Source organism: Streptomyces sp. NBC_00829 (genome assembly GCF_045161795.1).
GTDB lineage: Bacteria > Actinomycetota > Actinomycetes > Streptomycetales > Streptomycetaceae > Streptomyces.
Genome location: NZ_CP108867.1, coordinates 3072291 through 3097431, shown reverse-complemented (window position 1 = coordinate 3097431; position 25141 = coordinate 3072291). Strand labels below are relative to the sequence as shown.

20 protein-coding genes and 1 pseudogene are annotated in these 25141 nt (G+C 70.2%); 16 read left to right on the top strand and 5 right to left on the bottom strand.

Translation table 11 applies throughout. The features are described from left to right. Positions 1–211 precede the first annotated feature (211 nt). Positions 212–1078: a peptidoglycan-binding protein gene (locus tag OG293_RS13110; protein ID WP_405998981.1), complete on the bottom strand. Its 867-nt coding sequence runs from the start codon at positions 1076–1078 to the stop codon at positions 212–214. Positions 1079–1312: 234 nt separating this feature from the next. On the opposite strand from OG293_RS13110, the gene OG293_RS13105 reads away from it, so the two are divergent. Together OG293_RS13105 and leuE are read left to right on the top strand one after the other, a co-directional pair. Further along, positions 1313–2893 carry a methylmalonyl-CoA mutase gene (locus OG293_RS13105; RefSeq protein ID WP_405998980.1) on the top strand — a complete coding sequence of 527 codons (1581 nt, stop codon included), beginning with the start codon at positions 1313–1315 and terminating at the stop codon, positions 2891–2893. 79 nt (positions 2894–2972) lie between these two features. After that, a complete protein-coding gene (gene leuE / locus OG293_RS13100; protein WP_405998979.1) occupies positions 2973–3626 on the top strand; it encodes a leucine efflux protein LeuE in 654 nt (217 codons plus the stop codon). Here leuE and OG293_RS13095 read toward each other — a convergent pair. Continuing rightward, on the bottom strand, positions 3613–5076 hold the full coding sequence (locus OG293_RS13095) for an FAD-dependent monooxygenase (protein ID WP_405998978.1): 1464 nt from the start codon (positions 5074–5076) through the stop codon (positions 3613–3615). The two genes, leuE and OG293_RS13095, sit on opposite strands and share 14 nt — an antisense overlap. Positions 5077–5135: 59 nt before the next feature. Here OG293_RS13095 and OG293_RS13090 point away from each other — a divergent pair, with 59 nt between their 5' ends. After that, positions 5136–5780, top strand: coding sequence for a TetR/AcrR family transcriptional regulator C-terminal domain-containing protein (locus OG293_RS13090; RefSeq protein WP_405998977.1), 645 nt, complete (start codon positions 5136–5138; stop codon positions 5778–5780). Positions 5781–5861: 81 nt separating this feature from the next. Here the strand turns inward: OG293_RS13090 and OG293_RS13085 are convergent, their stop codons facing one another. Both OG293_RS13085 and OG293_RS13080 read right to left on the bottom strand, forming a co-directional pair. Next, entirely contained in the window at positions 5862–7184 is a 1323-nt protein-coding gene (locus OG293_RS13085) for an alpha-2,8-polysialyltransferase family protein (RefSeq protein WP_405998976.1), read from the bottom strand. Next, the gene (locus tag OG293_RS13080; RefSeq protein ID WP_405998975.1) at positions 7184–8167 is read right to left on the bottom strand and encodes a glycosyltransferase family 2 protein; all 984 of its coding nucleotides are present in this window, start codon (positions 8165–8167) and stop codon (positions 7184–7186) included. The genes OG293_RS13085 and OG293_RS13080 overlap by 1 nt, the downstream gene beginning before the upstream one ends. A 187-nt stretch (positions 8168–8354) precedes the next feature. Between OG293_RS13080 and OG293_RS13075 the strand changes: the two genes are divergently transcribed. From OG293_RS13075 to OG293_RS13025, 11 genes are all read left to right on the top strand, one after another. Beyond that, complete coding sequence (locus OG293_RS13075; protein ID WP_405998974.1) at positions 8355–9680, top strand: DUF6716 putative glycosyltransferase; 1326 nt, start codon at positions 8355–8357, stop codon at positions 9678–9680. A 47-nt stretch (positions 9681–9727) separates the two neighbouring features. Next, complete coding sequence (locus tag OG293_RS13070) at positions 9728–11038, top strand: cytidylyltransferase domain-containing protein (protein ID WP_405998973.1); 1311 nt, start codon at positions 9728–9730, stop codon at positions 11036–11038. A gap of 12 nt (positions 11039–11050) precedes the next feature. Further along, the gene (locus OG293_RS13065) at positions 11051–11974 is read left to right on the top strand and encodes an N-acetylneuraminate synthase family protein (RefSeq protein ID WP_405998972.1); all 924 of its coding nucleotides are present in this window, start codon (positions 11051–11053) and stop codon (positions 11972–11974) included. Between the two features lie 59 nt (positions 11975–12033). Continuing rightward, a complete protein-coding gene (locus OG293_RS13060) occupies positions 12034–13131 on the top strand; it encodes a hypothetical protein (protein WP_405998971.1) in 1098 nt (365 codons plus the stop codon). 431 nt (positions 13132–13562) lie between these two features. Further along, the gene (locus OG293_RS13055; protein WP_406003583.1) at positions 13563–14783 is read left to right on the top strand and encodes an amidohydrolase; all 1221 of its coding nucleotides are present in this window, start codon (positions 13563–13565) and stop codon (positions 14781–14783) included. A gap of 343 nt (positions 14784–15126) precedes the next feature. Then, a complete protein-coding gene (locus tag OG293_RS13050) occupies positions 15127–16167 on the top strand; it encodes a BMP family protein (protein WP_405998970.1) in 1041 nt (346 codons plus the stop codon). A gap of 186 nt (positions 16168–16353) precedes the next feature. After that, positions 16354–17952 (top strand): ABC transporter ATP-binding protein, encoded by a 1599-nt coding sequence (locus tag OG293_RS13045; RefSeq protein ID WP_406003582.1) that lies wholly within the window; start codon positions 16354–16356, stop codon positions 17950–17952. After that, complete coding sequence (locus OG293_RS13040) at positions 17949–19061, top strand: ABC transporter permease (RefSeq protein WP_405998969.1); 1113 nt, start codon at positions 17949–17951, stop codon at positions 19059–19061. Before OG293_RS13045 ends, OG293_RS13040 begins: the two co-directional genes overlap by 4 nt. Continuing rightward, entirely contained in the window at positions 19058–20347 is a 1290-nt protein-coding gene (locus tag OG293_RS13035; protein ID WP_405998968.1) for an ABC transporter permease, read from the top strand. Before OG293_RS13040 ends, OG293_RS13035 begins: the two co-directional genes overlap by 4 nt. After that, positions 20344–20736 (top strand): cytidine deaminase, encoded by a 393-nt coding sequence (locus OG293_RS13030; protein ID WP_405998967.1) that lies wholly within the window; start codon positions 20344–20346, stop codon positions 20734–20736. The genes OG293_RS13035 and OG293_RS13030 overlap by 4 nt, the downstream gene beginning before the upstream one ends. A gap of 82 nt (positions 20737–20818) precedes the next feature. Beyond that, positions 20819–22096, top strand: coding sequence for a thymidine phosphorylase (locus OG293_RS13025; RefSeq protein ID WP_405998966.1), 1278 nt, complete (start codon positions 20819–20821; stop codon positions 22094–22096). Positions 22097–22337: 241 nt separating this feature from the next. Here the strand turns inward: OG293_RS13025 and OG293_RS13020 are convergent. Continuing rightward, positions 22338–23015 (bottom strand): annotated as a pseudogene (locus OG293_RS13020) (UDP binding domain-containing protein); the annotation flags it as partial. Between the two features lie 53 nt (positions 23016–23068). Between OG293_RS13020 and OG293_RS13015 the strand changes: the two are divergent. Beyond that, positions 23069–24460, top strand: a complete 1392-nt coding sequence (locus tag OG293_RS13015) for a sporulation protein (RefSeq protein ID WP_405998965.1) — start codon at positions 23069–23071, stop codon at positions 24458–24460. A gap of 331 nt (positions 24461–24791) precedes the next feature. Further along, the gene (locus OG293_RS13010) at positions 24792–25100 is read left to right on the top strand and encodes an STAS domain-containing protein (RefSeq protein WP_405998964.1); all 309 of its coding nucleotides are present in this window, start codon (positions 24792–24794) and stop codon (positions 25098–25100) included. The last annotated feature ends 41 nt before the right edge of the window (positions 25101–25141 follow it).

The following is a 25141-nucleotide window of genomic DNA, read 5'->3' as shown; positions in this document are numbered from 1 at the left end:
GACAGGATGAGTTTCGGACCGCCAGGTGTGACGTTTTTCGACGCATCGGCGCTGTAGAGAGTGAGCCGACTGGTCATCGGCTGCGCCTGAGCCGGGGTTCCCCCCGTACCTGCGACTCGGCGCAAATGGCGCGGGCGGGACACGTTCCCCCGGTCCCGCCCGCGCCCCTGACGTTTCTTCTCCCGCCGGCTTCACCAGCAGATGCCGGCTCTCACCAGTAGATGACGACCTTGTCGCCGTTGTGGACCTGGGCGAAGAGGCTGGAGATCGCTCCCTTGTCCCGGACATTGACGCAGCCGTGCGAGGCGCCGTTGTAGCCGCGGGCCGCGAAGTCCGAGGAGTAGTGCACCGCCTGGCCGCCGCTGAAGAACATCGCGTACGGCATGGACGTGTGGTAGATCGTCGAGACGTGGTCCCTGGACTTCTGGAACACCGTGAACGAGCCCTCGCGGGTCGGTGTGTACTGGGAGCCGAAGCGCACGTCCATCGTCGAGCGCACCGTGCCGTCGACCACCCATGACAGCGTGCGGGTGGTCTTGCTGATGCAGAGCACGCGGCCCATCATGCACCGCGCGTCGAGCTTCGCCGCCGGTTTGTTGACGGTCTTTCCCTTCAGCTCGTCGCTCGTCGGCTTCTTCGTCATACCGAGCAGCTTCTGCCAGGTCACGGTGTCCGTGTCACCCGTGGCGGGCAGCCCGCGCTTGCCCTGGAAACCCTTGACGGACGCGACCGTCACCGGACCGTACGTGCCGGTCGGGGTGTCGTCGAACCAGCCGATCTGGGCCAGTCGGGCCTGCAGTTCGCGGACCTTCTCGCTCTTGCTTCCACTCGCCATCAGCACCTCGGGCGCGGTGGTCGCCGACGGGCTCGGCTTCTCGCCGGGCCTCTTCGAGGGCGTGGCCTCACCGGCGCCGGACGGCGTGCCGGTGGCCTCGGCCACGGAGGCCGCGGAGGCCGAGGTGGCCGCCTTCGGGTCCCCCGGGCGGTCGGACACGGCGGCTTGAGCCGTGCATCCCGCGGTCACGGCGAGCACCGCGGCTGCGGCGAGTGTTCTGCGTATGACGTTTTTCCGAAGCATGTCGCCCCCCTGTATCACCTGTGCATGATGAGACAGAATCCGGCCCTGCTCGGTTGCGCGATCCCGCGCATCATGGGGAAGAGGCTCTGAGGAAGGTCTGTGGAGAAGGTCCCGGCGCGAGGCTCTCCCTCTCCGCCCGCCCGGGGACCGGTTACAGTCCCTCGCCCGGGGACCGGTCACAGTCCCTCGCCCGGACCGGTCACCGGCGAGTAGCTTTCGAGCGGAGGCACAGACATGGCGCGCGAGTCCGAGTCGGGACTGCCGATCGAACCGGTCTACGGACCCGAGGTGCTGGAGGGGTGGGACCCGGCCGAGAAGCTGGGCGAGCCCGGCGCATATCCCTTCACCCGCGGCGTCTACCCGTCGATGTACACCGGCCGTCCCTGGACGATGCGGCAGTACGCGGGCTTCGGCACCGCCGTCGAATCCAACGCCCGCTACAAGCAGCTGATCGCCAACGGCACCATGGGCCTCTCGGTCGCCTTCGACCTCCCCACCCAGATGGGCTACGACTCGGACGCCCCGATCGCGCACGGCGAGGTCGGCAAGGTCGGCGTCGCCATCGACTCCGTCGACGACATGCGGGTGCTGCTCGGCGGGATTCCGCTCGGCAAGGTCTCCACGTCCATGACCATCAACGCCCCGGCCGCACTGCTCCTGCTGCTGTACCAACTCGTCGGCGAGGAGCAGGGCGTCCCCGCGGACCAGCTCACCGGCACCATCCAGAACGATGTGCTCAAGGAGTACATCGCCCGCGGCACCTACATCTTCCCGCCCAAACCGTCGCTGCGGCTGATCGCCGACATCTTCAAGTACTGCCGCGCAGAGATCCCCAAGTGGAACACCATCTCCATCTCCGGCTACCACATGGCCGAGGCCGGGGCCTCACCCGCGCAGGAGATCGCCTTCACGCTCGCGGACGGCATCGAGTACGTCCGCACCGCCGTCGCCGCGGGCATGGACGTCGACGACTTGGCGCCACGGCTGTCCTTCTTCTTCGTCTCTCGTACGACGATCCTGGAGGAGGTCGCCAAGTTCAGGGCCGCGCGGCGCGTCTGGGCCCGGGTGATGAAGGAGGAGTTCGGCGCGAGGAACCCCAAGTCGCTGATGCTGCGCTTCCACACCCAGACCGCGGGCGTGCAGCTGACCGCACAGCAGCCCGAGGTGAACCTGGTGCGCGTCGCCGTCCAGGGCCTGGCGGCGGTCCTCGGCGGCACCCAGTCCCTGCACACCAACTCCTTCGACGAGGCCATCGCGCTCCCGACCGACAAGTCGGCCCGGCTGGCCCTGCGCACCCAGCAGGTCCTCGCGTACGAGACCGATGTCACCGCCACCGTCGACCCCTTCGCGGGTTCGTACGTCGTCGAGAAGATGACCGACGACGTCGAGGAGGCGGCGCTGGCGCTGATGCGGCGGGTGGAGGACCTGGGCGGCGCGGTGAGCGCGATCGAGCACGGCTTCCAGAAGAGCGAGATCGAGCGCAGCGCCTACCGCGTCGCGCAGGAGACCGACAGCGGGGAGCGGGTCGTCGTCGGGGTCAACCGCTACACGCTGGATGCGGAGGAGCCGTACGAACCACTGCGCGTCGACCCGGCGATCGAGGCGCGGCAGGCGGAGCGGCTGGCGAAGCTGCGGGCGGAGCGCGACCAGCGGGCGGTGGACACGGCGCTGGAGGCGCTGCGCAGGGCCGCGGAGGGCACGGACAATGTGCTGTATCCGATGAAGGACGCGCTCAAGGCGCGGGCGACGGTCGGCGAGGTGTGCGACGCGCTGCGCGCGGTGTGGGGCACCTATGTCCCGACTGACGCGTTCTGACCCGTTTCCGTTCTGACCCGGTTTCCGCCATCCGAAACGCAAGAGCGGAGTGTCGTACCCGTGTGCGACACTCCGCCTCATGCTGGGTGTTACCGATCTGCCGACCTATATCGCGGGACTTGTCCTGATCGTCCTGCTGCCGGGGCCGAACTCTCTTTACGTGCTTTCCGTCGCCGCACGCCGAGGTGTGCGCACGGGCTACCGGGCCGCCGCGGGTGTGTGGTGCGGCGACACCGTGCTGATGGTGCTCTCCGCCGCCGGTGTGGCCTCGCTGCTCCAGGGCAATGCCGTGCTCTTCGGGATCGTGAAGTTCGCGGGCGCCGGCTATCTGACCTGGCTGGCGATCGGGATGCTGCGCGCCGCCTGGTCGATGTGGCGCACCCGGCGCGAGACGACGGCCGGCACGCCGGTCCCGCCGGACGCGTCCGCCGTCGAGCGGCCGTTCCGCCGGGCTTTCGTGATCAGCCTGTTCAACCCGAAGGCGATCCTCTTCTTCATCGCCTTCTTCGTGCAGTTCGTCGACCCCGGTTACGCCTACCCCGCGCTGTCCTTCGTGGTGCTCGGCACCCTCGCCCAGCTGGCGAGCTTCCTCTATCTGACCCTGCTGATCTTCACCGGCACGCACTTGGCGGCGGCCTTCCGCCGCCGCAAGCGACTGTCGGCGGGAGCGACATCGGCGGCCGGTGCGCTGTTCCTCGGCTTCGCGGTGAAGCTGTCGCTCAGCAGCACATGACGCGCGTGAGGTAGTCGGCCAGTCCCGACGCGTCCTCGCCGGCCCAGCCGACATGGCCGTCAGGGCGCACCAGGAAGAGGCCCTTGCCGTACGCCTCGTACGCCTCGACGCGGTGCACATGCACGGACGCGGTCTCCAGCGGTGGCAGTTCGGCGTCCGTGCCGATGGCGAGCAGGGTGAAGTGCGGACCGCGGAAGAGATCGAAGAGCCGTCGCCCGCCGGGCAGCGGGCCGTCCGGGGCGCGGTCGCCCGCCAGGAGCTCGCCCGCGCCGCCCTCCGCGAGCGGGCCGCCGCGGTAGCCGACGCCCAACTGCATGGTGGCCGCGCCGCGCTGTTCCTCGCCGCGGTGGATACGGGTGGACAGGCCGAGCATCCGCGCGGCGACGGGCAGCCGCTCCCGCTCGTATGTGTCGAGCAGTGAGCCGGGCGCGCCGTGGCGCAGTACCTGGCCCAGCTTCCAGCCCAGGTTGTAGGCGTCCTGGACGCTGGTGTTGAGGCCCTGGCCGCCGGCGGGGGAGTGCACATGGGCCGCGTCGCCCGCCAGGAACACGCGTCCCTCTTGGAAACGGTCGGCCATCGCCGCGCGTGGCCTGAAGTCCGAGGCCCACTGGACCTCGGTGACGGCGTCGGCGTCGAGATGGGTGCGGGCGGCGACGAGCGCCCGTATGCCCGCGGTCGCGAGGTCGGGCTCGCCGTCGGTGAACTGGCCGACGAGCTGGAACTCGTCCGTTCCCGGCAGCGGGCAGATGGCGAGGAAGCCGGCGTCACCTGGGAAGACGTGCCAGTTGAGCCGGTCCAGCGAGGGGATGCGGACATCGGCCACCAGCATGGGCGCGGGGTCGACCTCCTCGCCGGTCATCGCGATGCCCAGTGCGCGGCGGACCGGGCTGCGGCCACCGTCGGCGGCGACCGCGTAGGCGGCCCGCACGGTACCCGTCGACAACTGGGCCGTCACACCGTCCGCGTCCTGGGTGATCCCGGTCAGCGCGGTGCCGAACGCGACACGGCCGCCCAGTTCTCGCAGGCGGGTGTAGAGGATCTGCTGGGTGCGCCACTGGGGGAGCAGCCAGGGCTCGCCGTACGGCGCGGCGTCCGTGGGCCCGGGGCGCTCGAACATGTCGTGCTCGCCCTGCCGGGCGCCGTCCTGCCAGACCATGCCGACCGGGGCCGAGCCGCCCGAGGAGAGCACCGCGTCCACGACGCCGAGGTCGTCGAGTACCTCCATGGTGCGGGGCTGGAGGCCCTTGCCCCGTGAGCCGGGGAAGAGGGCGTCGGACTGCTCGACGACGAGGGCGCGCACACCGCGGCGGGCGAGGTCGCAGGCGAGGGTGAGTCCGGTGGGCCCGGCGCCGACGATCAGTACCTCAGTCCGCGGTGTCTGCGTCTGCGTCTGCGCCTGTGCCTGAGCCGCCGCTGTCCGCACCGCTTCCTTAACGCTGTTAAGTTCCATGCCCCAGAGGGTGCACTTAACGTTGTTAAGTTGTCAAGCGGGTGTGGGAAGGTGAGCCCGTGGCTACGGAACGACTCGACCGGATCCGGGTGGCGCGCACCGCCCTCGACCTGCTCAACGACGTGGGTCTCGAAGGGCTGACCCTGCGCGCGATCGCCAAGGAGCTCGACGTCAAGGCGCCCGCGCTGTACTGGCACTTCAAGGACAAGCAGGCACTGCTCGACGAGATGGCGACCGAGATGCTGCGGCGGATGACGGCGGACATCCTCGAATTCGATCCCGCCGCCGATTGGCGGGAGACCTTCGCCGCGGCGATGAGGGGGCTGCGGGAGCATCTTCTGCGCTACCGGGACGGCGCGAAGGTCTACAGCGGCACGCACTTCACGGACACGAGCTACGCCGTGCCGATGGAGGCGCATCTGCGCCGGCTGGCCGACGCGGGGTTCACGCCACAGGCGGCGGCGCGGGCGTGGCTGACCGGGTACAGCTACACGATCGGCTACGTGATCGAGGAGCAGTCCATGGGCCCGGACCCGGCGACCGGGGCGGAGGGCTACGACCTGGCGGCCCGCGCGGAACGCCTGGCGGACCATCCGCTCGCGGCGGGGGCGGGCGAGGAGATCTTCCGGGGGCGGGACGCGGGGTTCGAGAAGGGGCTGGCGGTGGTGGTGGCGGGGGTGGAAGCGGTGCTTCTGCGGGGGTGAGGGAGTGCGGTGCGCCCCGTGGCGGGCCTGTTCCCCATCCCCTTCCCGCTGGGACATGCGCGGCTTCGCCGCGCATGTCCGTCAGGCCTCGCCGAGCGCCACCCGCTTCAGGCGGCGGACCCGGCGCGCCACCCTCCGTACCGCCGCGTTCCGCGGCACCGGAATCCCGCCCGGCAGCCCCAGCGCGGTCAGCCGCCGGCGCTTGAAGTAACGCCGGGTGCGGGACGACAGATGCCCGGCCAGATAGCTCTCCGCCGCGCCCCGCAGATCCGGCCTGATCTGCGGCTGCATCGCAAAGCCCACCGCGCTGACCAGGCCCGTCAGCATCTCGTCCGCCGTCCGGGGCAACCCCGTGCCGCCTTCCGCGAGGTCCGGCAGCAGCGAGTCGACGATCGTCAGCGGGATCCGGTTGCTGTTCTGGTACGGCGTGAGCCGGTCCAGCAGCGGTTCCGTGCCGATCCGGGCCACCGGGATGCCGTAGAACGCGCTCGCCGTGAACAGCGCGGTCGAGAAGCAGCCCGCCACCAGGGCTGGCCGCAGCCGGCGGTAGAGGACCTCGGCGATCAGCGGCCGGTCCAGCACGGTCAGTTCCGCGTCCAGCGCCGCCGCCTCGCGCTCCAGCGCGCGGGTCCAGGACGCGGGGGCCGTGGGGTGCGGTTTGAATACGATCCGGCGGTGGCCCAGCGCGACCGCACCTCGCACCATCCGCACGTGCAGGGCCTCCTCCTCCTCGAAGGTGATGATGCCCAGCGCCGCGAGGTACTGGCCGAGCAGCAGGGCCGCGCCCTCCCCGGCGGGAGGCAGGTCCGTGACCGCGTCGGACAGTTCGGCGACGACCTTGACGAAGGCCTCCGTCGGTACGACCTGCGGCCCGGCCCCGAACTCCGCCAGCAGCAACGGCTCCAGGCCCGGCACCAGGTCCAGATGCAACAGTCTGCGCACCCGCTCGCCGACCAGCGGATCGATCTTGTTGCGGGTGGGGCCGTAGCTCATCAGCCCGTCCGCGTACACGTCCAGCGCCGCGTCCGGGAAGAGCTGGGCGATCGCGAGCGCCGGGTTGACCTGGACGGACTCGACGGCCAGCTCGATGCGGTCGTCGCCCAGATCCCACAGCATCCGCAGATACCGCTCCCACATCGGTCCGTCGTCCGGGCGCGGGGCCCAGCCGCCGGGGTGGAAGGGGGCGATGGCCTCGTTCCAGGACAGCACGCCGTCGAAGCGGTCCCGCAGCCGCTCGAAGCCCGGCATGGTGTCCAGCGAGGGCGAGGTCTCGGGCGTGGTGGCGTTGTTGGCGACCAGGAGCAGGCGCCGGTCGGCGGTCGCGAAGCAGCCGCTGTCGATCGCGGCGGCCAGCGTGGCGGCCCCGTACAGCGAGGACGCGTAGAAGATCTGGGTCGTACGCATCAGGCCGCGGCCTCCGCGGAGAGAGGGGCGGGGCGGCGGCGCAGCCTGCGCAGCCGGGACGCGCGCGTGGCGTCCATCGAGTCGAGGGCGTCCTTCAGAATGTCCTGTGGCATCCGCTTCAGCGCCGCCGCGCTCATTGCACGCAATTTCCGCGCCACTGCCGGTTCGAACCTCTCCACTGATCCCAAGTGATGGGAAATAACAGCACAGTACGTTCGTACGGCTTTCGGCAGCAGTTGCTCGGAATCCGCATCCTTAGCAGTTTCTTCGAGCACCTGGTCGAATGCGCGGATGAAATCGAGCTGCCGGATGTCACCGATTTGTGTCAGGGATGATGCGACTCCGCGTCGGTAGAAGATCCCCAAGTGGCTGATGGCGGCGAAGGATTCCGCCTCGCGGTGCAGCCGCCAGATCCACGGCCGGTCCTCGGCGGTGCGCAGTCCGTCCGTGAAATGCAGCAGGCCGCGGTCGGCGAGCCTGCGGTGGTACATCCCCGCCCAGGCCATCGGGTAGTCGACGCCGGTCGACCGGTCCGCCGGCAGGATCGCGTCGCGCGGGCGCAGCACCTCGCCGCGGCGGCCGACGGGGACGCGGTGGACCGTGCGGGCCCTTGCCGTGCACTGCACATGGTCGGTGCGGACGAAGTCGCAGCCCAGCTCCTCCATGGCGGACAGCAGGTGCTCCAGGTGGCCGGGCGCCAGCCAGTCGTCGCCGTCCAGGAAGGTGAGGTACTCCCCGCCCGCGGCGTCCAGACCGGTGTTCCGCGCTGTGGCCAGTCCACCGTTGCGTTCGTGTCTGATCAGCCGAGCCCCCGGAACCTCACGCTCCGCGCGTTCGAGGATCTCCGGCGTCCCGTCCGTCGAGCAGTCGTCGACAAGCAGGAATTCAAAGTCCTCGCGGGCGTTCGTGAGGAGGCTTCTGAGGGTGTCGGGAGCGTATGTCTGCACGTTGTAGAACGGCACGACGACGGAGAGCTTGACCACCCGAGTGACGCTATGCGGGGACCCGGCATTCGCCCTGACCCTGGGAGAGATGAGGGGTGAACGAAGAATGGCGGAATGGTTAACCGGCTTGATTCATAGGCCTTTTCTCTCATCGTAGACGCGTTGTTAACCAGCTGTTGCGGTCGAGTTGGGCCGTCAAGCGGAATGCCTTTCTAACGTCCTCGGCGTGCCATCAAGTACCAGCGAAGCCGTACGGATCGCCGTGCTCGCCGACTCCGACACCCGGTGGAAATGGGGCGCCCTCACCGCGCGCCGTATCGCCCCGGCCGGCACCCCTGCCTCCGTCGAGCTGAGCGGCTTTCTGCTGCGCGGCCGGGCCACGCCCACGGCCCGCCAGCTCGCCGAGGTCGGGGTGAGCGCGGACGAACTGCGCGAGGTGAGCGGGAACGAGTTCCTGAACGCGATACGCGACGGGCAGTACGACATCGTCGTGCTCGCCCTCGTCGGCGGCGGCGTACAGGCCATGCTGCACGCGATCGCCGCGCTCCGGCTGTCCGAGCGGCCCGTCGTCGTCACCGGCTATGTCGGCGTCGTCTACGAGAAGCTCGCCGACGGGCTGCTGCTTCGGCACGGCGCCGACGTCGTCCTCGCCAACTCCGGCCATGACGCCGAGCGATTCCGCGCGGTGTACGAGGGCGTGGGTGCCGACGCCTCGTCCGTCACCGAGGCCGCGCTGCCCTTCCTCGGCGGCGCGCCGTACACGGCCCGGACCGGGCGCGACACGGTCGTCTTCGCCGCCCAGCCCTCCGTGCCCGAGTCCCGGGCCGACCGGACCTATCTGCTGCGCCGGCTCGTCGAGCACGCCCGGCTCCACCCGCACCGCGAGGTGCTGCTCAAGCTGCGCTCCAGGCCCGGCGAGCACACCACCCACCTGGAAGAACTGCCGTACCAGAGGCTCGCCGAGAAGCTGTCCGGCGGTCTGCCGCCCAACGTCCGGCTGGTGTACGGGCACATGGGCGAGGTCCTCGACCGCACAGACCTGCTGGTGACCCTCTCCTCGACGGCCGCCCTGGAGTCACTGCACCGGCGCATCCCCACCGCGATCCTGAGCGACCTGGGCGTACGCGAGGCCCTCGGCAACCACCACTTCCTCGGCTCCGGTCTCCTGACCTCCTGGGACCAGCTCGACGGAGGTCACCGGCCGGTTCCCGACGCGGACTGGCTCGCCCGGCAGGGCGTCGCCGCGGACGGCTCGTACGACACGGCCTTCGACGCGGCCCGGGGGCGCGTCGCCGCACTCCTCGCGCAGCCGGAGCTCCCGCCGCTCGCGCCCTACTACACCCCCTCCACCGCGCCCGGCTATCTCCCCGGCATCCTCGCCCGCCACCGCCTGGCCGCCGACGGCACCCCGCTGCCGGGCGCGGCCCCGAAGGCCGAGATCACCGGAGTCCGGCGCATGGTGCGCGACGCCGTACGGAACGCGGCACGCGGCGCGTACCGCCACGGCGTGCAGAAGGTCGCCCCCGTCATCCGCCGGATGGGCGAGCTGTGACGCCCGCCGCCGGTGCCACCCCTCAACTCCCCTATCCAGGAGCACAGATGACCGTTCTCGCCGTGATTCCCGCCCGAGGCGGCTCCAAGGGCGTACCGGCGAAGAACCTGGCCCCCGTGGCCGGTGTGCCCCTCGTCGCGCGGGCCGTGCGCGAGAGTCTCGCCGCCCGGCTGGTCACCCATGTCGTCGTCTCGACGGACGACCCCGGCATCGCGGCGGCCGCGCGGGAGGCGGGCGCCGACGTGGTGCTGCGTCCCGCCGCCATCGCCGGGGACACCGCCACCAGCGAGGCGGCCGTGCTGCACGCCATGGACGCCCACGAGGCTATGCGCGGAAAGCCCGTCGACGTGGTCCTCCTCGTCCAGTGCACCAGCCCCTTCCTGACCCGCGAGGACGTCGGGGGCGTCGCGTCCGCCGTCATCGAGGGCGGCGCGGACAGCGCCGTGACCGTGGCCCCCTTCCACGGCTTCGTCTGGCGCGAGGAGGACAGCGGGGTGCTCCCCGCGGCAGCCGTGGGCGCCCGGCGCGTCGGCGGCTCCACCGCGCTGCTCGTCGGGACCGCCGAGCCGTCCGGATACGGCGTCAACCACGACTCCTCCTTCCGGCCCCGCCGCCAGGACCGGCCTCAGGACTTCCTGGAGACCGGAGCCGCCTACGCGATGTCCGCCGCCGGCTTCCGGGCGGCCGGGCACCGGTTCTTCGGCCGCACCGCGCTCGTACGGACCGATCCCGCACGCGTCCTGGAGGTCGACGACCCGCACGACCTGGCCCGTGCCCGAGCGCTCGCACCCCTTCTCGACGCCCCCGCGAACCCCACACGAGCGGACGTCGACGCCGTCGTCCTCGACTTCGACGGCACCCAGACCGACGACCGCGTCCTCATCGACGCGGACGGCCGCGAGACCGTCGCCGTCCACCGCGGCGACGGCCTGGGCATCGCCGCTCTGCGCCGGGCCGGCCTGGCCATGCTCATCCTGTCCAGCGAGCGGAACCCGGTCGTCGCCGCCCGCGCCCACAAGCTCAAGATCCCCGTCCTGCACGGCATCGACCGCAAGGACCTCGCACTGAAGCAGTGGTGCGAGGAGCAGGGGATCGACCCGCGGCGGGTGCTCTACGCCGGCAACGACGTCAACGACCTTCCGTGCTTCCACCTCGCCGGCTGGCCCGTGGCCGTCGCGAGTGCGCACGGCTCCGTACTCGCCGCCGCGCGTGCCGTCACTGCCACGCGCGGCGGTGAGGGGGCGATCCGCGAGATCGCCTCCTGGCTCCTCGGACCCACGCTCGACACCCCCGGGCACACCCCGCACACCCCTGCGTCCGAGTCCCCTGCCACGTCCCACATCTCCCCCGAGAAGTAAGGAACGCCCCCCATGAGCACGTCCCGTCTGCGCACCCTCGGCACCAGGACCGCCGGCCCGGGCCACTCCGTCTATGTCACCGGTGAGATCGGCATCAACCACAACGGCGACCTGAACAACGCCTTCGCGCTCATCGACGCCGCCGCCGACGCCGGCTGCGACGCGGTCAAGTTCCAGAAGCGCACCCCGGAGATCTGCACCCCGCGCGACCAGTGGGACATCGAGCGCGACACCCCCTGGGGCCGGATGACGTACATCGACTACCGCCACCGCGTGGAGTTCGGCGAGGAGGAGTACCGCCAGATCGACGAGCACTGCGCCCGGCGCGGCATCGACTGGTTCGCCTCCCCGTGGGACACCGAGGCCGTCGCCTTCCTGGAGAAGTTCGACATCCCCGCGCACAAGGTGGCCTCCGCCTCCCTCACCGACGACGAACTGCTGCGCGCCCTGCGGGCCACGGGCAAGACCGTCGTCCTGTCGACCGGCATGTCCACGCCCCGGCAGATCCGTCACGCCGTGGAGGTGCTCGGCAGCGACAACATCTTGCTCTGCCACGCCACCTCGACGTACCCGGCCAAGGCCGAGGAGCTCAACCTCCGGGTCATCAAGACCCTCCAGGCCGAGTACCCGAACGTCCCGATCGGCTACAGCGGCCACGAGACAGGCCTGCAGACCACGCTCGCCGCGGTCGCACTCGGCGCCGCCTTCGTGGAGCGCCACATCACCCTCGACCGCGCCATGTGGGGCTCCGACCAGGCGGCCTCCGTCGAGCCGGGCGGCCTGCAGCGCCTGGTCCGCGACATCCGCACCATCGAGGCCGCGCTCGGCGACGGGATCAAGAAGGTCTACGAGTCCGAGCTCGCCCCGATGAAGAAGCTGCGCCGGGTCGCGGGCGTCGTCGCCGAGGGCGGCGACCGCGAGCCCGCCGCGGTCTGACCGCCGTGCCGCTGTGCCGCGTCGGGCCCCTTCGACCCGGCATCACGAGGGGAAAACCGGTGAACCTCGCCTTTGTCGAAAGTCCGGTCCAGCTCCTGAACGTCCTGGAGTGGGCCCACGCACGGCCCGGAGCGTCGCGGACCGGCGTACCGCTGAGCGTCGTGCCGGCGCAGCCGACGGGTCCGTACGGCTCGCCGCGGGCCGCCGTCGCCGACCTCACGGTGGTCGTCCTGTCACCCACCGATCCCATGTCGCGGGGCCAGCTGCGCCGGATGGCGGAGCTGGCCCGCGACGAGGGGTTCACGGTGCGCTGGCAGGAGGCGCGCGGCAGGCGAGGCGCCACCCTGAGGACGGTCCGCGAACTCGCCCCGATGCTGCACCGCGCGGAGCGCATCGTCATCGGTGATCCGTTCTCCCGCTACGTACAGCTGCTGCTGACCCTGGTCGGCGGCAAGTGTCTGACCGTCGTGGACGACGGCACCGCCACGATGGAGTTCGTGGTGCAGCTCGCGCGCGGCGAGCGGCTGGTGCGCTGGCACCGGCGTGGCAGGCGGGGCCCGCGCGAACTCGTCCTCGCGCCGGTCACCTCGCTGGCCCGCCGCAGGCTCACCCCGTCCCGCCGTCGTGAGGTCGAGGTCTTCACCTCGATGCCGGTCGAGCCGCCGCCGGGGATCACGGTCACAGCGAACCGTTTTGCCTGGACCCGCTCCCGTTTCGGCCCGCCCAGGATCACCCGGGGCGCCGATCTGGTCGGCACCTCGCTCGTGGAGACCGGGATCGTGGACCCGGACCAGTACGTGGAGGCGGTCGCGGCCCTGGCCCGCGCGCACGGCGCCACCCGCTACTTCGCCCACCGCCGCGAGAGCTCGGACAAGCTCCACCGCCTGGCGGTCGAGACCGGGCTGGAGATCGTCCGCCCGGATCTGCCCCTGGAGCTCATCGCCCGCCGTGGCCCGATCGGCCGTACGGTGCTGAGTTTTCCCTCCACGGTGGTGCACACCCTGCCGCTGGCCCTGGTGGGCACGGGCGTCACCGTCGCGGTCTGCGACCTCGCCCCGGAGTGGCTCAGGGACACGGCGTCCCCGCGGGCCCGGAGGTTCCTGGCGGGGGTGACGGGGACTGCCCGCGATGTGCACCGGCTGCCCGCGCCCGCGTGAGCGGGCCGGGCGGGTACGAGGGCGGACACGGCGGCGGAAAGGGAGCGAGAGGTGTGGCGGCGGGCCGTGCGGCGCGGAGGCGGCCCGCCCGCGGGCGGTGAGCGGCGGGAGGGGGCTCCCCAAGGCGGTGAGCGGCGGGAGGGGGCTCCCCAAGGCGGTGAGCGGCGGGAGGGGGCTCCCCGAGGCGGTGAGCGGCGCCGCGGACGACACCGTGCCACTCTGGAGGGAAGCAGCCGCATGTCCCGGGTCCGCCCAGTAGAGGACATCGCCGCCGGTTGAGCCTGGGTCGAGAAGAGGGGTGAGCTTACCCACATGAGTGGGCAACCATGCACCTCGCGGCCATCTTTCCTTCCCCTATCGGGCTGAACTTTTGTTGATCAGTGGTCAGTTGACCCCTGCCTGGGCCTACTCTTCAACAGGTGAACCAACTGATGTCCCGCGAGTCCGAAGCCGACCTGCCCGGGGGAGACGCGCTGCCCGGCACGCTCTCCGAGTCGCTGCGTGCCGAGCTGATCGCCTTCCGCCGCGACCTTCACATGCACCCCGAGCTCGGCAACCAGGAGTTCCGCACCACGGCGGCGATCAAGGCCCGCCTCGAAGCGGCCGGACTCCACCCGCGCGTGCTCTCCATCGGCACCGGGCTCATCTGTGACATCGGCGAGTGGGACGGCACAAGCCCTCTCTTCGCGATCCGTGCGGACATCGACGCGCTGCCCATTCCGGACACCAAGGCCGGCGTGCCCTACCGCTCCACCGTCCCCGGCCGGGCGCACGCATGCGGACACGACATCCACACCACCACGGTCCTCGGCGCGGGGCTCGTCCTCGCCGAGCTCGACCGGCAGGGGCTGCTGACCCAGCCCGTCCGGCTGATCTTCCAGCCGGCCGAGGAGGTCCTGCCCGGCGGCGCGCCCGACGCCATGGAGTCCGGCGTCCTGGACGGCGTCGGCAAGATCATCGCGGTTCACTGCGACCCCAGGGTCGACGCCGGAGCCATCGGACTGCGGCCCGGCCCCATCACCTCCGCCTGTGACCGGCTGGAGGTCACGCTGGACGGCCCCGGCGGTCACACCGCCCGTCCGCATCTGACCACCGATCTGGTCACCGCCGCGGCGAGCGTCGTCACCGAGGTCCCGGCCCTGCTCGCCCGCCGCGTCGATGCCCGCTCAGGGCTCGCGGTGACCTGGGGCCGTATCGAGGCGGGCCATGCCTGCAATGTGATCCCGCAGCATGCCGAACTGTCCGGAACCGTCCGCTGTCTGGACCTCCCCGGCTGGCGCGCGGCCCCCGACCTGGTGCATGCCGCCATCGACGAGATCGCCACGCTGCACCGGGCCAAGTCGCAGATCAACTACATCCGCGGGGTCCCGCCCGTGGTCAACGACCCGGCCATGACCGAGCTGCTGCGGGACGCGCAGACCGTGCGCCGCGGAGCGTCCGCGATCGAGGACACCGAACAGAGCCTGGGCGGCGAGGACTTCTCGTGGTACCTGGAGCACGTCCCGGGGGCGATGGCACGGCTCGGTGTGCGCACCCCCGGCGACACGGCCCGGCGCGATCTGCACCGCGGTGACTTCGACGCCGACGAGCACGCGATCCAGGTCGGCGTGGAGCTGTTCACGGCCGCGGCGCTGCTGGACGGACGTGCTTGAGGAGTGTCCGCTCCTCCGGGAGGGCGGAACGCCGGTGTTCCCGGCGGGGCGCGATGCCGGAGCGGCCCCGTCCGCGCCCTGTCCGGCTCGCCCGCCGCGGCCTTGGCGCCCGTGCGGGCCCGGCGATCGAATGGCTTGGAATCGTGTCACAGCGCGCGCACCCGTGGCCCCGGTGGCATGCTGGAGGGGTTGCCTCCGATCATCCGTAGGAGCCTGTTCGCGACGATCCGATAACGACTCATGAACAGGTCTTTAACTAACATCTACGCGCGTTACGATCGCCGCAAAACCAGCGCCGGAAGAGGCGCTTTCGGTCAGGTCAGTCTTGAAGGGATCCCTCCTCTTGCGCCGGGTATCCAAGATCACTGCCGCGTGTATCGCCACCGCGGCCCTCGCATTCACCGCCACCGCGTGTGGCGAGTCGTCCACCGAGTCCTCGACCTCGGACAAGGACACCTTGAAGATCGGCATGGCCTACGACGTCGGCGGCCGTGGCGACAACTCCTTCAACGACTCCGCGGCCCGCGGCCTCGACAAGGCCAAGGCCGAGTTCAATGCCGAGACCAAGGAGCTCACCGCCAAGAACGGTGAGACTCCCGCGGACCGTGAGGCCCGTCTGGCCTCCCTTGCCCAGGGCGGTTACAACCCCGTCATCGCCGTGGGCTTCGCCTACAAGGACGCGCTCGACAAGGTCGCGGCCAAGTACCCGAAGGTCAACTTCGGCCTGGTCGACTCCGTCGCCGAGGCGAAGAACGTCGACAACATCGTGTTCACCGAGGAGCAGGGCTCGTACCTCGCCGGTGTCGCGGCGGCGCTCAAGTCCAAGAACGGTCAGATCGGCTTCATCGGCGGTGTGGACCTTCCGCTGATCAAGAAGTTCGCGGCCGGCTACGAGCAGGGTGTCCTGGACACGAACCCTAAGGCCAAGGTGCAGATCCAGTACCTGTCCACGGGCTCGGACCTCTCCGGCTTCGGCAGCCCCGACAAGGGCAAGGCCGCTGCCAAGGGCATGCTCGACAAGGGAATCGACGTCATCTATGCCGCCGCGGGCGGTTCCGGCGCCGGTGCGATCGAGGCCGTGTCCGGCCAGAAGGGCACCTGGGTCATCGGTGTCGACTCGGACCAGGCCAAGGACCCCGCCCTGTCCAAGTACGCGGCGTCGATCCTGACGTCCGTCGTCAAGAACGTGGACACCGGTGTCTACGAGCTCTCCAAGTCCGTCAAGGACGGCAAGCCCTTCACCGGTACCCACACGTACTCGCTCGCCGAGGACGGCGTCAGCCTCACCACCACGGGTGACCACCTCAAGGACATCCAGGCCAAGATCGACGAGGCGAAGAAGAAGATCATCGACGGTACGATCAAGGTCAAGACCACGACCTGACCGGCCCGTTGATCGGGGCCCGGAGGAGCTGCTTCGGCCGCTTCATCGGGCCCCGACTCACGTACCGGCTCCGTACCGAACAATTTGGCGGCGCTACGCGCGTAGCACATCGCTCTACGCGGTACTTTTCGCCTCCACCGCCTCCACCGCCTCTGCTCCTCCACTCCCTGCCTAGGAGAGTGCGCCATCAACGCGTCCAGCAGTTCCCATGCCGTAGAGCTCCGCGGCATCACCAAGCGATTCCCCGGAGTCGTGGCCAACCACGACATCGACATCACCGTGCGCCGCGGTACCGTCCATGCCCTCGTCGGCGAGAACGGTGCGGGCAAGTCCACTCTGATGAAGATCCTCTACGGCATGCAGAAGCCGGACGAGGGCACCATTGCGGTGGACGGCGCGCAGGTCTCGTTCAGCAATCCCGGGGACGCCATCGACCGCGGCATCGGCATGGTGCACCAGCACTTCATGCTCGCCGACTACCTCACCGTCCTCGAGAACGTCGTCCTCGGCTCCGAGAGGCTGTACGGCATCGGCGACAAGGCCCGCGCCAAGATCAAGGAGATCTCGGACGCGTACGGCCTCAATGTCCGCCCCGACGTTCTCGTCGAGGACCTCGGCGTCGCCGACCGCCAGCGCGTGGAGATCCTCAAGGTCCTCTACCGCGGCGCCCGCATCCTGATCCTCGACGAGCCGACCGCCGTGCTCGTCCCGCAGGAGGTCGAAGCACTCTTCGACAACCTGCGCGAGCTCAAGGCCGAGGGTCTGACCGTCATCTTCATCTCGCACAAGCTGGGCGAGGTGCTGTCGGTCGCCGACGAGATCACGGTGATCCGCCGCGGTACGACCGTGGGCACCGCCGATCCGGCGAACACCACGTCCAAGCAGCTTGCGGAGCTGATGGTCGGCAGCGAGCTGCCGTCGCCGGAGACCCGCGAGTCGACCGTCACCGACACGCCGATGCTGAAGGTCGAGGATCTCCGGCTGACCGCCACCGACCCCGACGGCGTCGTACGCTCGGTGCTCGACGGCATCAACTTCACCATCCACAAGGGTGAAGTGCTGGGTATCGCGGGTGTCGAGGGCAACGGCCAGTCCGAACTGGTCGAGGCCATCATGGGCATGCGGACCCCGGACACGGGCGTCCTCACCCTCGGCACCGACGACATCTCGCACGCGCCGACCCGCAAGCGCCGCGAGGACGGTGTGGCCGTCATCCCCGAAGACCGCCACCGCCACGGGCTGCTGCTCGAAGCGCCCCTGTGGGAGAACCGCATCCTTGGCCATGTCACCGAGCGGCCCAACAGCAAGGGCGCGTTCCTCGATCTCAAGGCCGCCCGCGCCGACACCGCGCGGATCGTGCGCGAGTACGACGTACGCACCCCCGGCATCGAGGTCACCGCGGCCTCGCTCTCCGGCGGCAACCAGCAGAAGCTGATCGTCGGCCGCGAGATGAGCCACGCGCCCAAGCTGCTGATCGCGGCCCACCCGACCCGAGGTGTGGACGTCGGCGCGCAGGCACAGATCTGGGACCAGATCCGCAAGGCGCGCCGCGAGGGCCTGGCCGTCCTGCTCATCTCGGCGGACCTGGACGAGCTGATCGGGCTCTCGGACACGCTGCGTGTCATGTACCGCGGCCGGCTGGTCGCGGACGCCGACCCTGCCACCATCACCCCGGAGGAGCTGGGCTCGGCCATGACGGGTGCCGCCACCGGCCACCTCGAAGCGCCGGCCGACGACGCAGACGGCAGCCCCGCCGAGAACCCCGACGGGGGAGAGGACCGATGAAGAAGTTCGACAAGGAGCGGCTGCTCCTGGGGCTCGCCGCGCCCCTGCTCGCGATTGTGGTCGCCTTCCTGGTGACGGCCCTGGTACTGGCCGCCACGGGCAAGGAACCCTTCAATGCCTTCGGCATCATGTTCGACTACGGCACGAAGTCGGACAGCCAGGTCTACATCCTGAACAAGGGCACCACCTACTACCTGGCGGGTCTCGCGGTGGCCATCGGCTTCCGGATGAACCTGTTCAACATCGGTGTCGACGGCCAGTACCGCCTCGCGGCCTTCTTCGCCGCCGCGCTGGGCGGCGCGCTCACCCTCCCGGGTGTCCTGCAGATCCCGCTGATCATCCTCACCGCGATGATCGTCGGCGCGATGTGGGCCGGCATCGCCGGTGTCCTCAAGGTCACCCGCGGCGTCAGCGAGGTCGTCTCGACGATCATGCTGAACGCGATCGCCACCGCGGTCATCGCCTACCTCCTCCAGGTCGGCCGTCTCGGACACCTCGACAAGGCCGGCACGAAGATCTCCACCACGCCGATCCCCGAGTCGTCCCGCTTCTTCGAGTTCCCGACCACGCCGACCCCCGTCTGGGGCTTCATCGTCATCGCGATCGTCGCGGGCATCGGCTACTGGTTCACGCTCTCGCGCACCCGGTTCGGCTTCGACCTCCGCACGGTCGGCCAGTCCGGCTCCGCGGCCGAGGCCAGCGGCGTCGACGTGAAGCGGATGATCATCACGTCGATGCTGATCTCCGGTGCCGTGGCCGGCCTGATCGGTATGCCGACCCTGCTCAACGACTCCTTCGAGTACAGCGGCGACTTCCCGGTCGGCGTCGGCTTCACCGGCATCGCCATCGCTCTCCTCGGCCGTAACCACCCCATCGGCATCGCGCTCGGCGCGGCGCTCTGGGCGTTCCTCGAGCGCGGCAGCGGCCAGCTCGAGTTCGAGGGCTACGACAAGGAGATCGTCGGCGTCATCCAGGGCGTCATCGTCCTGTGCGTCGTCATCGCCTACGAAGTGGTCCGCCGCTACGGCCTCAAGCGCCAGCAGCGGCAGGTCGGCGCCAAGCTCGCCGCCCAGGCCCGTAACTCCGACCAGCAGGAGGTGTCGGCGTGAGCGCCACGGCGACTTCCACCCCGCCGCCCGCGGCCCCCAAGGTGGCCGGCGGCAAGGGCGGCCGTACCCGCCTCTCCTTCCCCGTCATCCTGCTGCTCATCGCCGGAGCCCTGGTCGCGCTGTCCGCGGTGCGCGCCATCACCGGTGCGCAGGACATCACGTCGGCGGGCCAGATCAGCGCCGCGCTGGCCATGGCCGTGCCGATCGGCCTCGCCGGTCTCGGCGGTCTGTGGGCCGAGCGCTCCGGCGTGGTCAACATCGGCCTCGAAGGAATGATGATCCTCGGCACCTTCTTCGGTGCCTGGGCCGGCTGGCAGACCAGCCCCTGGCTCGGCGTCCTCGCCGGTGTCCTCGGCGGTATGTGCGGCGGTCTGCTGCACGCGGTCGCCACGGTCACGTTCGGCGTCGACCACATCATCTCCGGTATCGCGATCAACATCCTGGCGGTCGGGTTCACCACCTACTTCGCCAAGCTGTGGTTCAACACCGGCGAGGCCGCGTCCAAGGGCGGCAGCCCCAAGCAGTCGCCCCCGGTCGACGAGATCACCTCGGTGACGATTCCAGGCGTGTCCGACTGGCTGCACTCGATCGAGCAGCACCACTGGTTCTTCGTCTCGGACGTGGCGGGCGTCCTCGGCGGTCTGGTCACCAACCTGTCGCTGCTGACGATCCTGGCCGCGCTGCTGTTCGTGGCCACCTTCTGGGTGCTGTGGAAGACCTCATTCGGTCTGCGCCTGCGCTCCTGCGGTGAGAACCCGATCGCGGCGGAGTCCCTGGGCGTCAACGTCTACACGTACAAGTACATCGCGGTGATCGTCTCCGGCGGTCTGGCCGGCCTGGGCGGTGCCTTCCTCTCGCTGGTCACCTCGCACATCTACAACGAGGGCCAGACGGGCGGCCGTGGATACATCGGCCTCGCGGCCATGATCTTCGGCAACTGGCGGCCCGGCGGACTCGCGATCGGCGCCGGCCTGTTCGGCTTCTCCGACGCGCTCCAGCTGCGCAACGGCGGCGAGTCCGTCCATGCGCTCCTGCTGCTGCTCGTGGTCGTCCTCGCGGGCATCGCGTCCTGGAAGCTCTACCGCAAGAGCTTCATCCCCTCCGTGATCAGCGCGGTCATCGCCGTCAGCGTCCTGCTCTGGTACATCAGCACGGAGACGGTCCCGAACGAGTTCGTGACGGCCACTCCGTACGTCGTGACGCTGCTGGTCCTGTCGCTCTCCGCGCAGCGTCTGCGGATGCCGAAGGCAGACGGAATGCGCTACCGCAAGGGCCAGGGCACGTGACCGCGGCCGTCGACTGGGAGGTGCTTCGCGAGCGGGCACGCGAGGCGATGTCGCGCGGGTACGCCCCCTACTCCGGCTACCCGGTCGGCGTTGCCGCGCTCGTGGACGACGGCCGCACGGTCATCGGCTGCAATGTCGAGAACGCCTCGTACGGGCTCAGCCTGTGCGCGGAGTGCGGCCTCGTCTCCCACCTCCAGGCCACCGGCGGCGGCAGACTGACCCACTTCACCTGTGTGGACGGCCAGGGCGAGGTCCTGGTTCCGTGCGGCCGGTGCCGTCAGCTGCTGTACGAGTTCGGCGGCCCCGAGCTGCTCCTGGACACCCCGGAAGGGGTGCTCCCGCTGTCCGCGATGCTGCCGCAGGCCTTCGGCCCGGGTCATCTGGGATAGCTCCCGGCGGCCCTTCCGCTCCGGCGGAAGGGCCGGCCCCCCACTCTTTCTCTATGCGCGTAGAGCCAATGGGAGGAATACCATGGACGTCATTTCCGTCATCCGCACCAAGCGGGACCGCGGCGAGCTGAGTCCCGAGCAGATCGACTGGGTCATCGACGCCTACACGCGCGGTGAGGTCGCCGACGAGCAGATGTCGGCACTGGCGATGGCCATCCTCCTGAACGGCATGAACCGTACGGAGATCGCCCGCTGGACCGCCGCGATGATCGCCTCCGGCGAGCGCATGAACTTCGACGCGCTCTCCCGGCCCACCGCCGACAAGCACTCCACCGGCGGAGTCGGCGACAAGATCACGCTGCCGCTCGCGCCCCTGGTGGCGGCGTGCGGCGCCGCCGTACCGCAGCTCAGCGGACGCGGTCTCGGCTACACCGGCGGCACCCTGGACAAGCTGGAGTCCATCCCCGGCTGGCGTGCCCTGCTCTCCAACGAGGAGATGCTGAACGTCCTGAACACCACGGGCGCCGTGATCTGCGCGGCGGGCGACGGACTCGCCCCCGCCGACAAGAAGCTCTACGCGCTGCGCGACGTCACCGGCACCGTCGAGGCCATCCCGCTCATCGCCTCCTCGATCATGTCGAAGAAGATCGCCGAGGGCACCGGCTCCCTGGTCCTGGACGTCAAGGTCGGTACCGGCGCCTTCATGAAGACCATCGAGGACGCCCGCGAACTGGCCTCCACCATGGTCGCTCTGGGCACCGACAGCGGTGTGAAGACAGTCGCGCTGCTCACCGACATGTCCACTCCACTCGGCCTCACCGCGGGCAACGCCCTCGAAGTCCGTGAGTCCGTCGAGGTGCTGGCGGGCGGCGGTCCCTCCGACGTCGTCGCGCTGACCCTGGCGCTCGCCCGCGAGATGCTCGACGCGGCCGGGATCAAGGACGCCGACCCGGCGAAGGCCCTGGCCGACGGCTCCGCGATGGACGTCTGGCGCCGGATGATCTCGGCCCAGGGCGGGGACCCCGACGCCACGCTTCCGGTCGCCCGCCATCAGCAGGTGGTGACGGCCCCCGCCTCGGGCGTCCTCACCCGTCTCGACGCGTACGGCGTCGGCCTCGCCGCCTGGCGCCTCGGCGCGGGCCGCTCCCGCAAGGAGACCCCGGTGCAGGAGGGCGCGGGTGTCGAGCTGCACGCCAAGCCCGGCGAGCAGGTGACCGCGGGCCAGCCGCTGCTGACCCTGCACACGGACACCCCGGAGAAGTTCGACTACGCGCTGGACGCGCTGAAGGCGTCGTACGACATCGAGGCGGCGGACACCCGGTTCACCGCGAACCCGATCGTGCTGGACCGTATCGCCTGACGCGTCCGCGGTGCGGAAACGGGGACCGGTGGCTCGCCACCGGTCCCCGTTTCCACTGCGCGGGTGATCGGTTGCTGAGGACCGCGACGAGCGCCTCGCCGAGAACCTGCAAGTCCTGCGTCCACGAACGGGATTGTCGTTGATCACGCTCACTGTGTCAGGAGTGCATCGACGAGGCTGAACGGCGAAAGGCCCCGGCTGCCTCTGGATCGGGCTGCCCGGGCATGCCTGCCCAGGATGATCAGGGGCGGCCGAGGGCTCGGTAGGTCCATCCCGCTTCGCGCCAGCGGTCGGGGTTGAGGGTGCCGCGGCCATCGATGACCTTGGGGCTGGCGACCCGCTGGGCGAGTCGGTGCGGATCGACGTGGCTGAACTGAGACCACTCCGTCAGGTGCAGCAGCAGGTCAGCGTCCTCGGCTGCGGCGATCGGGTCGTCGATGCAGTCCAGTTCGGGGTGGGCCTTGCGGGCGTTGTCGAGGGCTTTGGGATCGGTGACGGTGACCGTGGCGCCGAGTTCGTGGAGCCTATGGGCGACGGCAAGGGCGGGCGAGTCGCGGATGTCGTCGGTCTCGGGTTTGAAGGCGGCGCCCCAGATCGTGATCCGCTTGCCCATGAGGTCGCCGTCGAGCTGTTCGCGGGCGAGGTCGATCATGCGCTCGCGGCGGCCGTTGTTGATGGCGTCGACTTCGCGGAGGAAGGTCAGTGCCTGGTCGGCGCCGAGTTCGCCGGCCCGGGCCATGAAGCCGCGGATGTCCTTGGGCAAGCAGCCGCCGCCGAAGCCGAGTCCGGGCCGCATGCCGCGTCGGCCGATGCGGATGTCGTGGCCGAGTGCGTCGGCGAGTTGGAAGACGTCGGCGCCGGCGATCTCGCAGACCTCGGCCATCGCGTTGATGAACGAGATCTTCGTGGCGAGCGTGCTCAGACACGGGTTCGTGCGCGTAACGCTCCAGTACCCGGTCAAGGGAGAAGGTCGTGGCGTCGCCCGCCCGCCGGACTCGTCCGCCCAACACGGACCTGGCCCGGCTCATCGAAGCCTCCGGCGCACGTCACAAGTCCCTGGCTCTGCGCGTCAACCAGCTCGCCCGGGCCGTCGGCCTGGAAACGGACTACTCGCATACCTCCGTCGCGAACTGGTGCCGCCGCGGCATGACTCCGAAGTGGCCAGTGCCGAAGCTGATCACGCAAGTGCTCGCCGAACGATTGGGGCGGCCGGTCAGCCTCGCGGAGATCGGTATGGGCGAGGCGGAGACACCGGACGCGAACATGGGGTTGGATTTCCCGCGAGATCCCGCCGATGCCGTCCGCGCTGCCACTTCGTTCTGGAGCTCCGTGAACCGCCGCGACTTCCTCACCGGATCCGGCTTCGCCGTGTCTGCCTTCGCCATCCCCGTCACCCGGTGGCTGGTCACCCCCGCCGACGACACCGCCCATCACACCGGTGGAAGGTATGTCGGCCGGGCCGACCTCGACGAACTGCGGGATGCCGTCGACGACGCCCGCCGCTGGGACTCGAAGTATGGCGGCGGGAACTGGAAGGCCAACTCCGTCACCACCTGCCTGCAAGAACGCGCCGCCCCGATGCTGCAAGGCTCCTTCACCGACGACGTCGGCCGGGAACTGTTCTCCGTGACCGCTGAGCTCTCCCGGCTGGCAGGCTGGACCGCGTTCGACGTCGGCGAGCACGAAGCCGCCCAGCGGCACTTCATTCAGGCCCTCCGACTGGCCCGCGCGGGCGGGGACGTCCAGCTGGGCTGCTATGTCCTGACCACCATGGCGATGCAGTCGCTGCTGCGAGGCTTCGCCAGCGAAGCGATCGACATGGCCCAAGGCGCCTTCGAAAGAGCCAAGAGCCAGGCCGCCCCAAGGGTGCTGGCGTTTACCAAGCTCATTGAGGCCCGAGCCCATGCCCGCCAGAGCGACGCCAGAGCCGCCTCACGGGCCCTGGCAGCCTCCGAGGACCTCCTTGGCAAGGCGAACGCCGACAGTGGCTTGGAACCTGCGTGGATCGACTTCTATCACCACGCCCGCCTGTCGGCCGATGCCGCTGAGGTCTTCCGAGACCTGAGGAACCCGAAAGCCGCCCTCGCCTGGAACCAGCAGGCCGCAGCCATGCCGCCCGGCGTGTTCACCCGCTCCGTCGGCATGCGGCTCGCCATCGTCGGAACCGCCCACCTCCAGGCCCGCGACCTCGACCACGGCCTCGAACTCGGACATCGCTCCGTCGACATCCTCGCCCGCGTCCAATCCAGCCGGGCCAAGGACTACGTCCGCGAGTTCAACGCAGCGCTCGACCCATGGCGCCCCGAGCCAGCGGTCCGCGAATTCATCCACCGAACCAGGACGGAACTCGGCGTTGCCGCCTGACGAGCCGAGACCCAGCCCCCCGCCAGGTGCCGCGTTCTCCGCGCGGATCATGCTGCGCGGGCTGGACCGGGGCGCCGCCAGGTCCTCCTCCGTCTCGGCCGGCCGGTTCCGGGTCGGTCCGCAAGCTCGCCACACTCGACGACAACCGGCTGCCGGGCCGCGGTAGGCGTGCGCCCGACGACGGGGGCCGTCGACGGCTTCCGATGAGATTCGCTCCGCCCGACGGTCCACAGAGCAGTGCATATCCGCCGCTATGGGAGGGGGAAGGCGCGTCATGGGCCGAGGACCGGGTACCGCGATGAGTTCTGGGCGCAGGGGGAGTCTCTTCGGTGTGGACGCCACACGACCGGTCGTCGTGCGCATCTCCGGGAGAGTGACGCCGGCCGATGTGCCGCGGCTGTGCGAGGAGTTGGGGGCACGTCTGACCGGCATCACCGCGACGGAGGTGATCTGTGACGCGGGCGGTCTCACCCACGCCAATCTGGCCGCCGTGAGCGCCGTCGCCCGCCTGCAGCTCACGGCCAGGCGGCTGGGGTGCCGGATCCGGCTGCGGAACGCCGGTCCCGAGCTGCTGGCGCTGCTCGACCTGGTGGGCCTGGGCGAGGCCCTGGCCCGGGCATGCCGTCCGGACCCCCCTTAGGCCTTCCCCCAGGTCATGCCCTGAGGCGTTCCCCGGGGTCA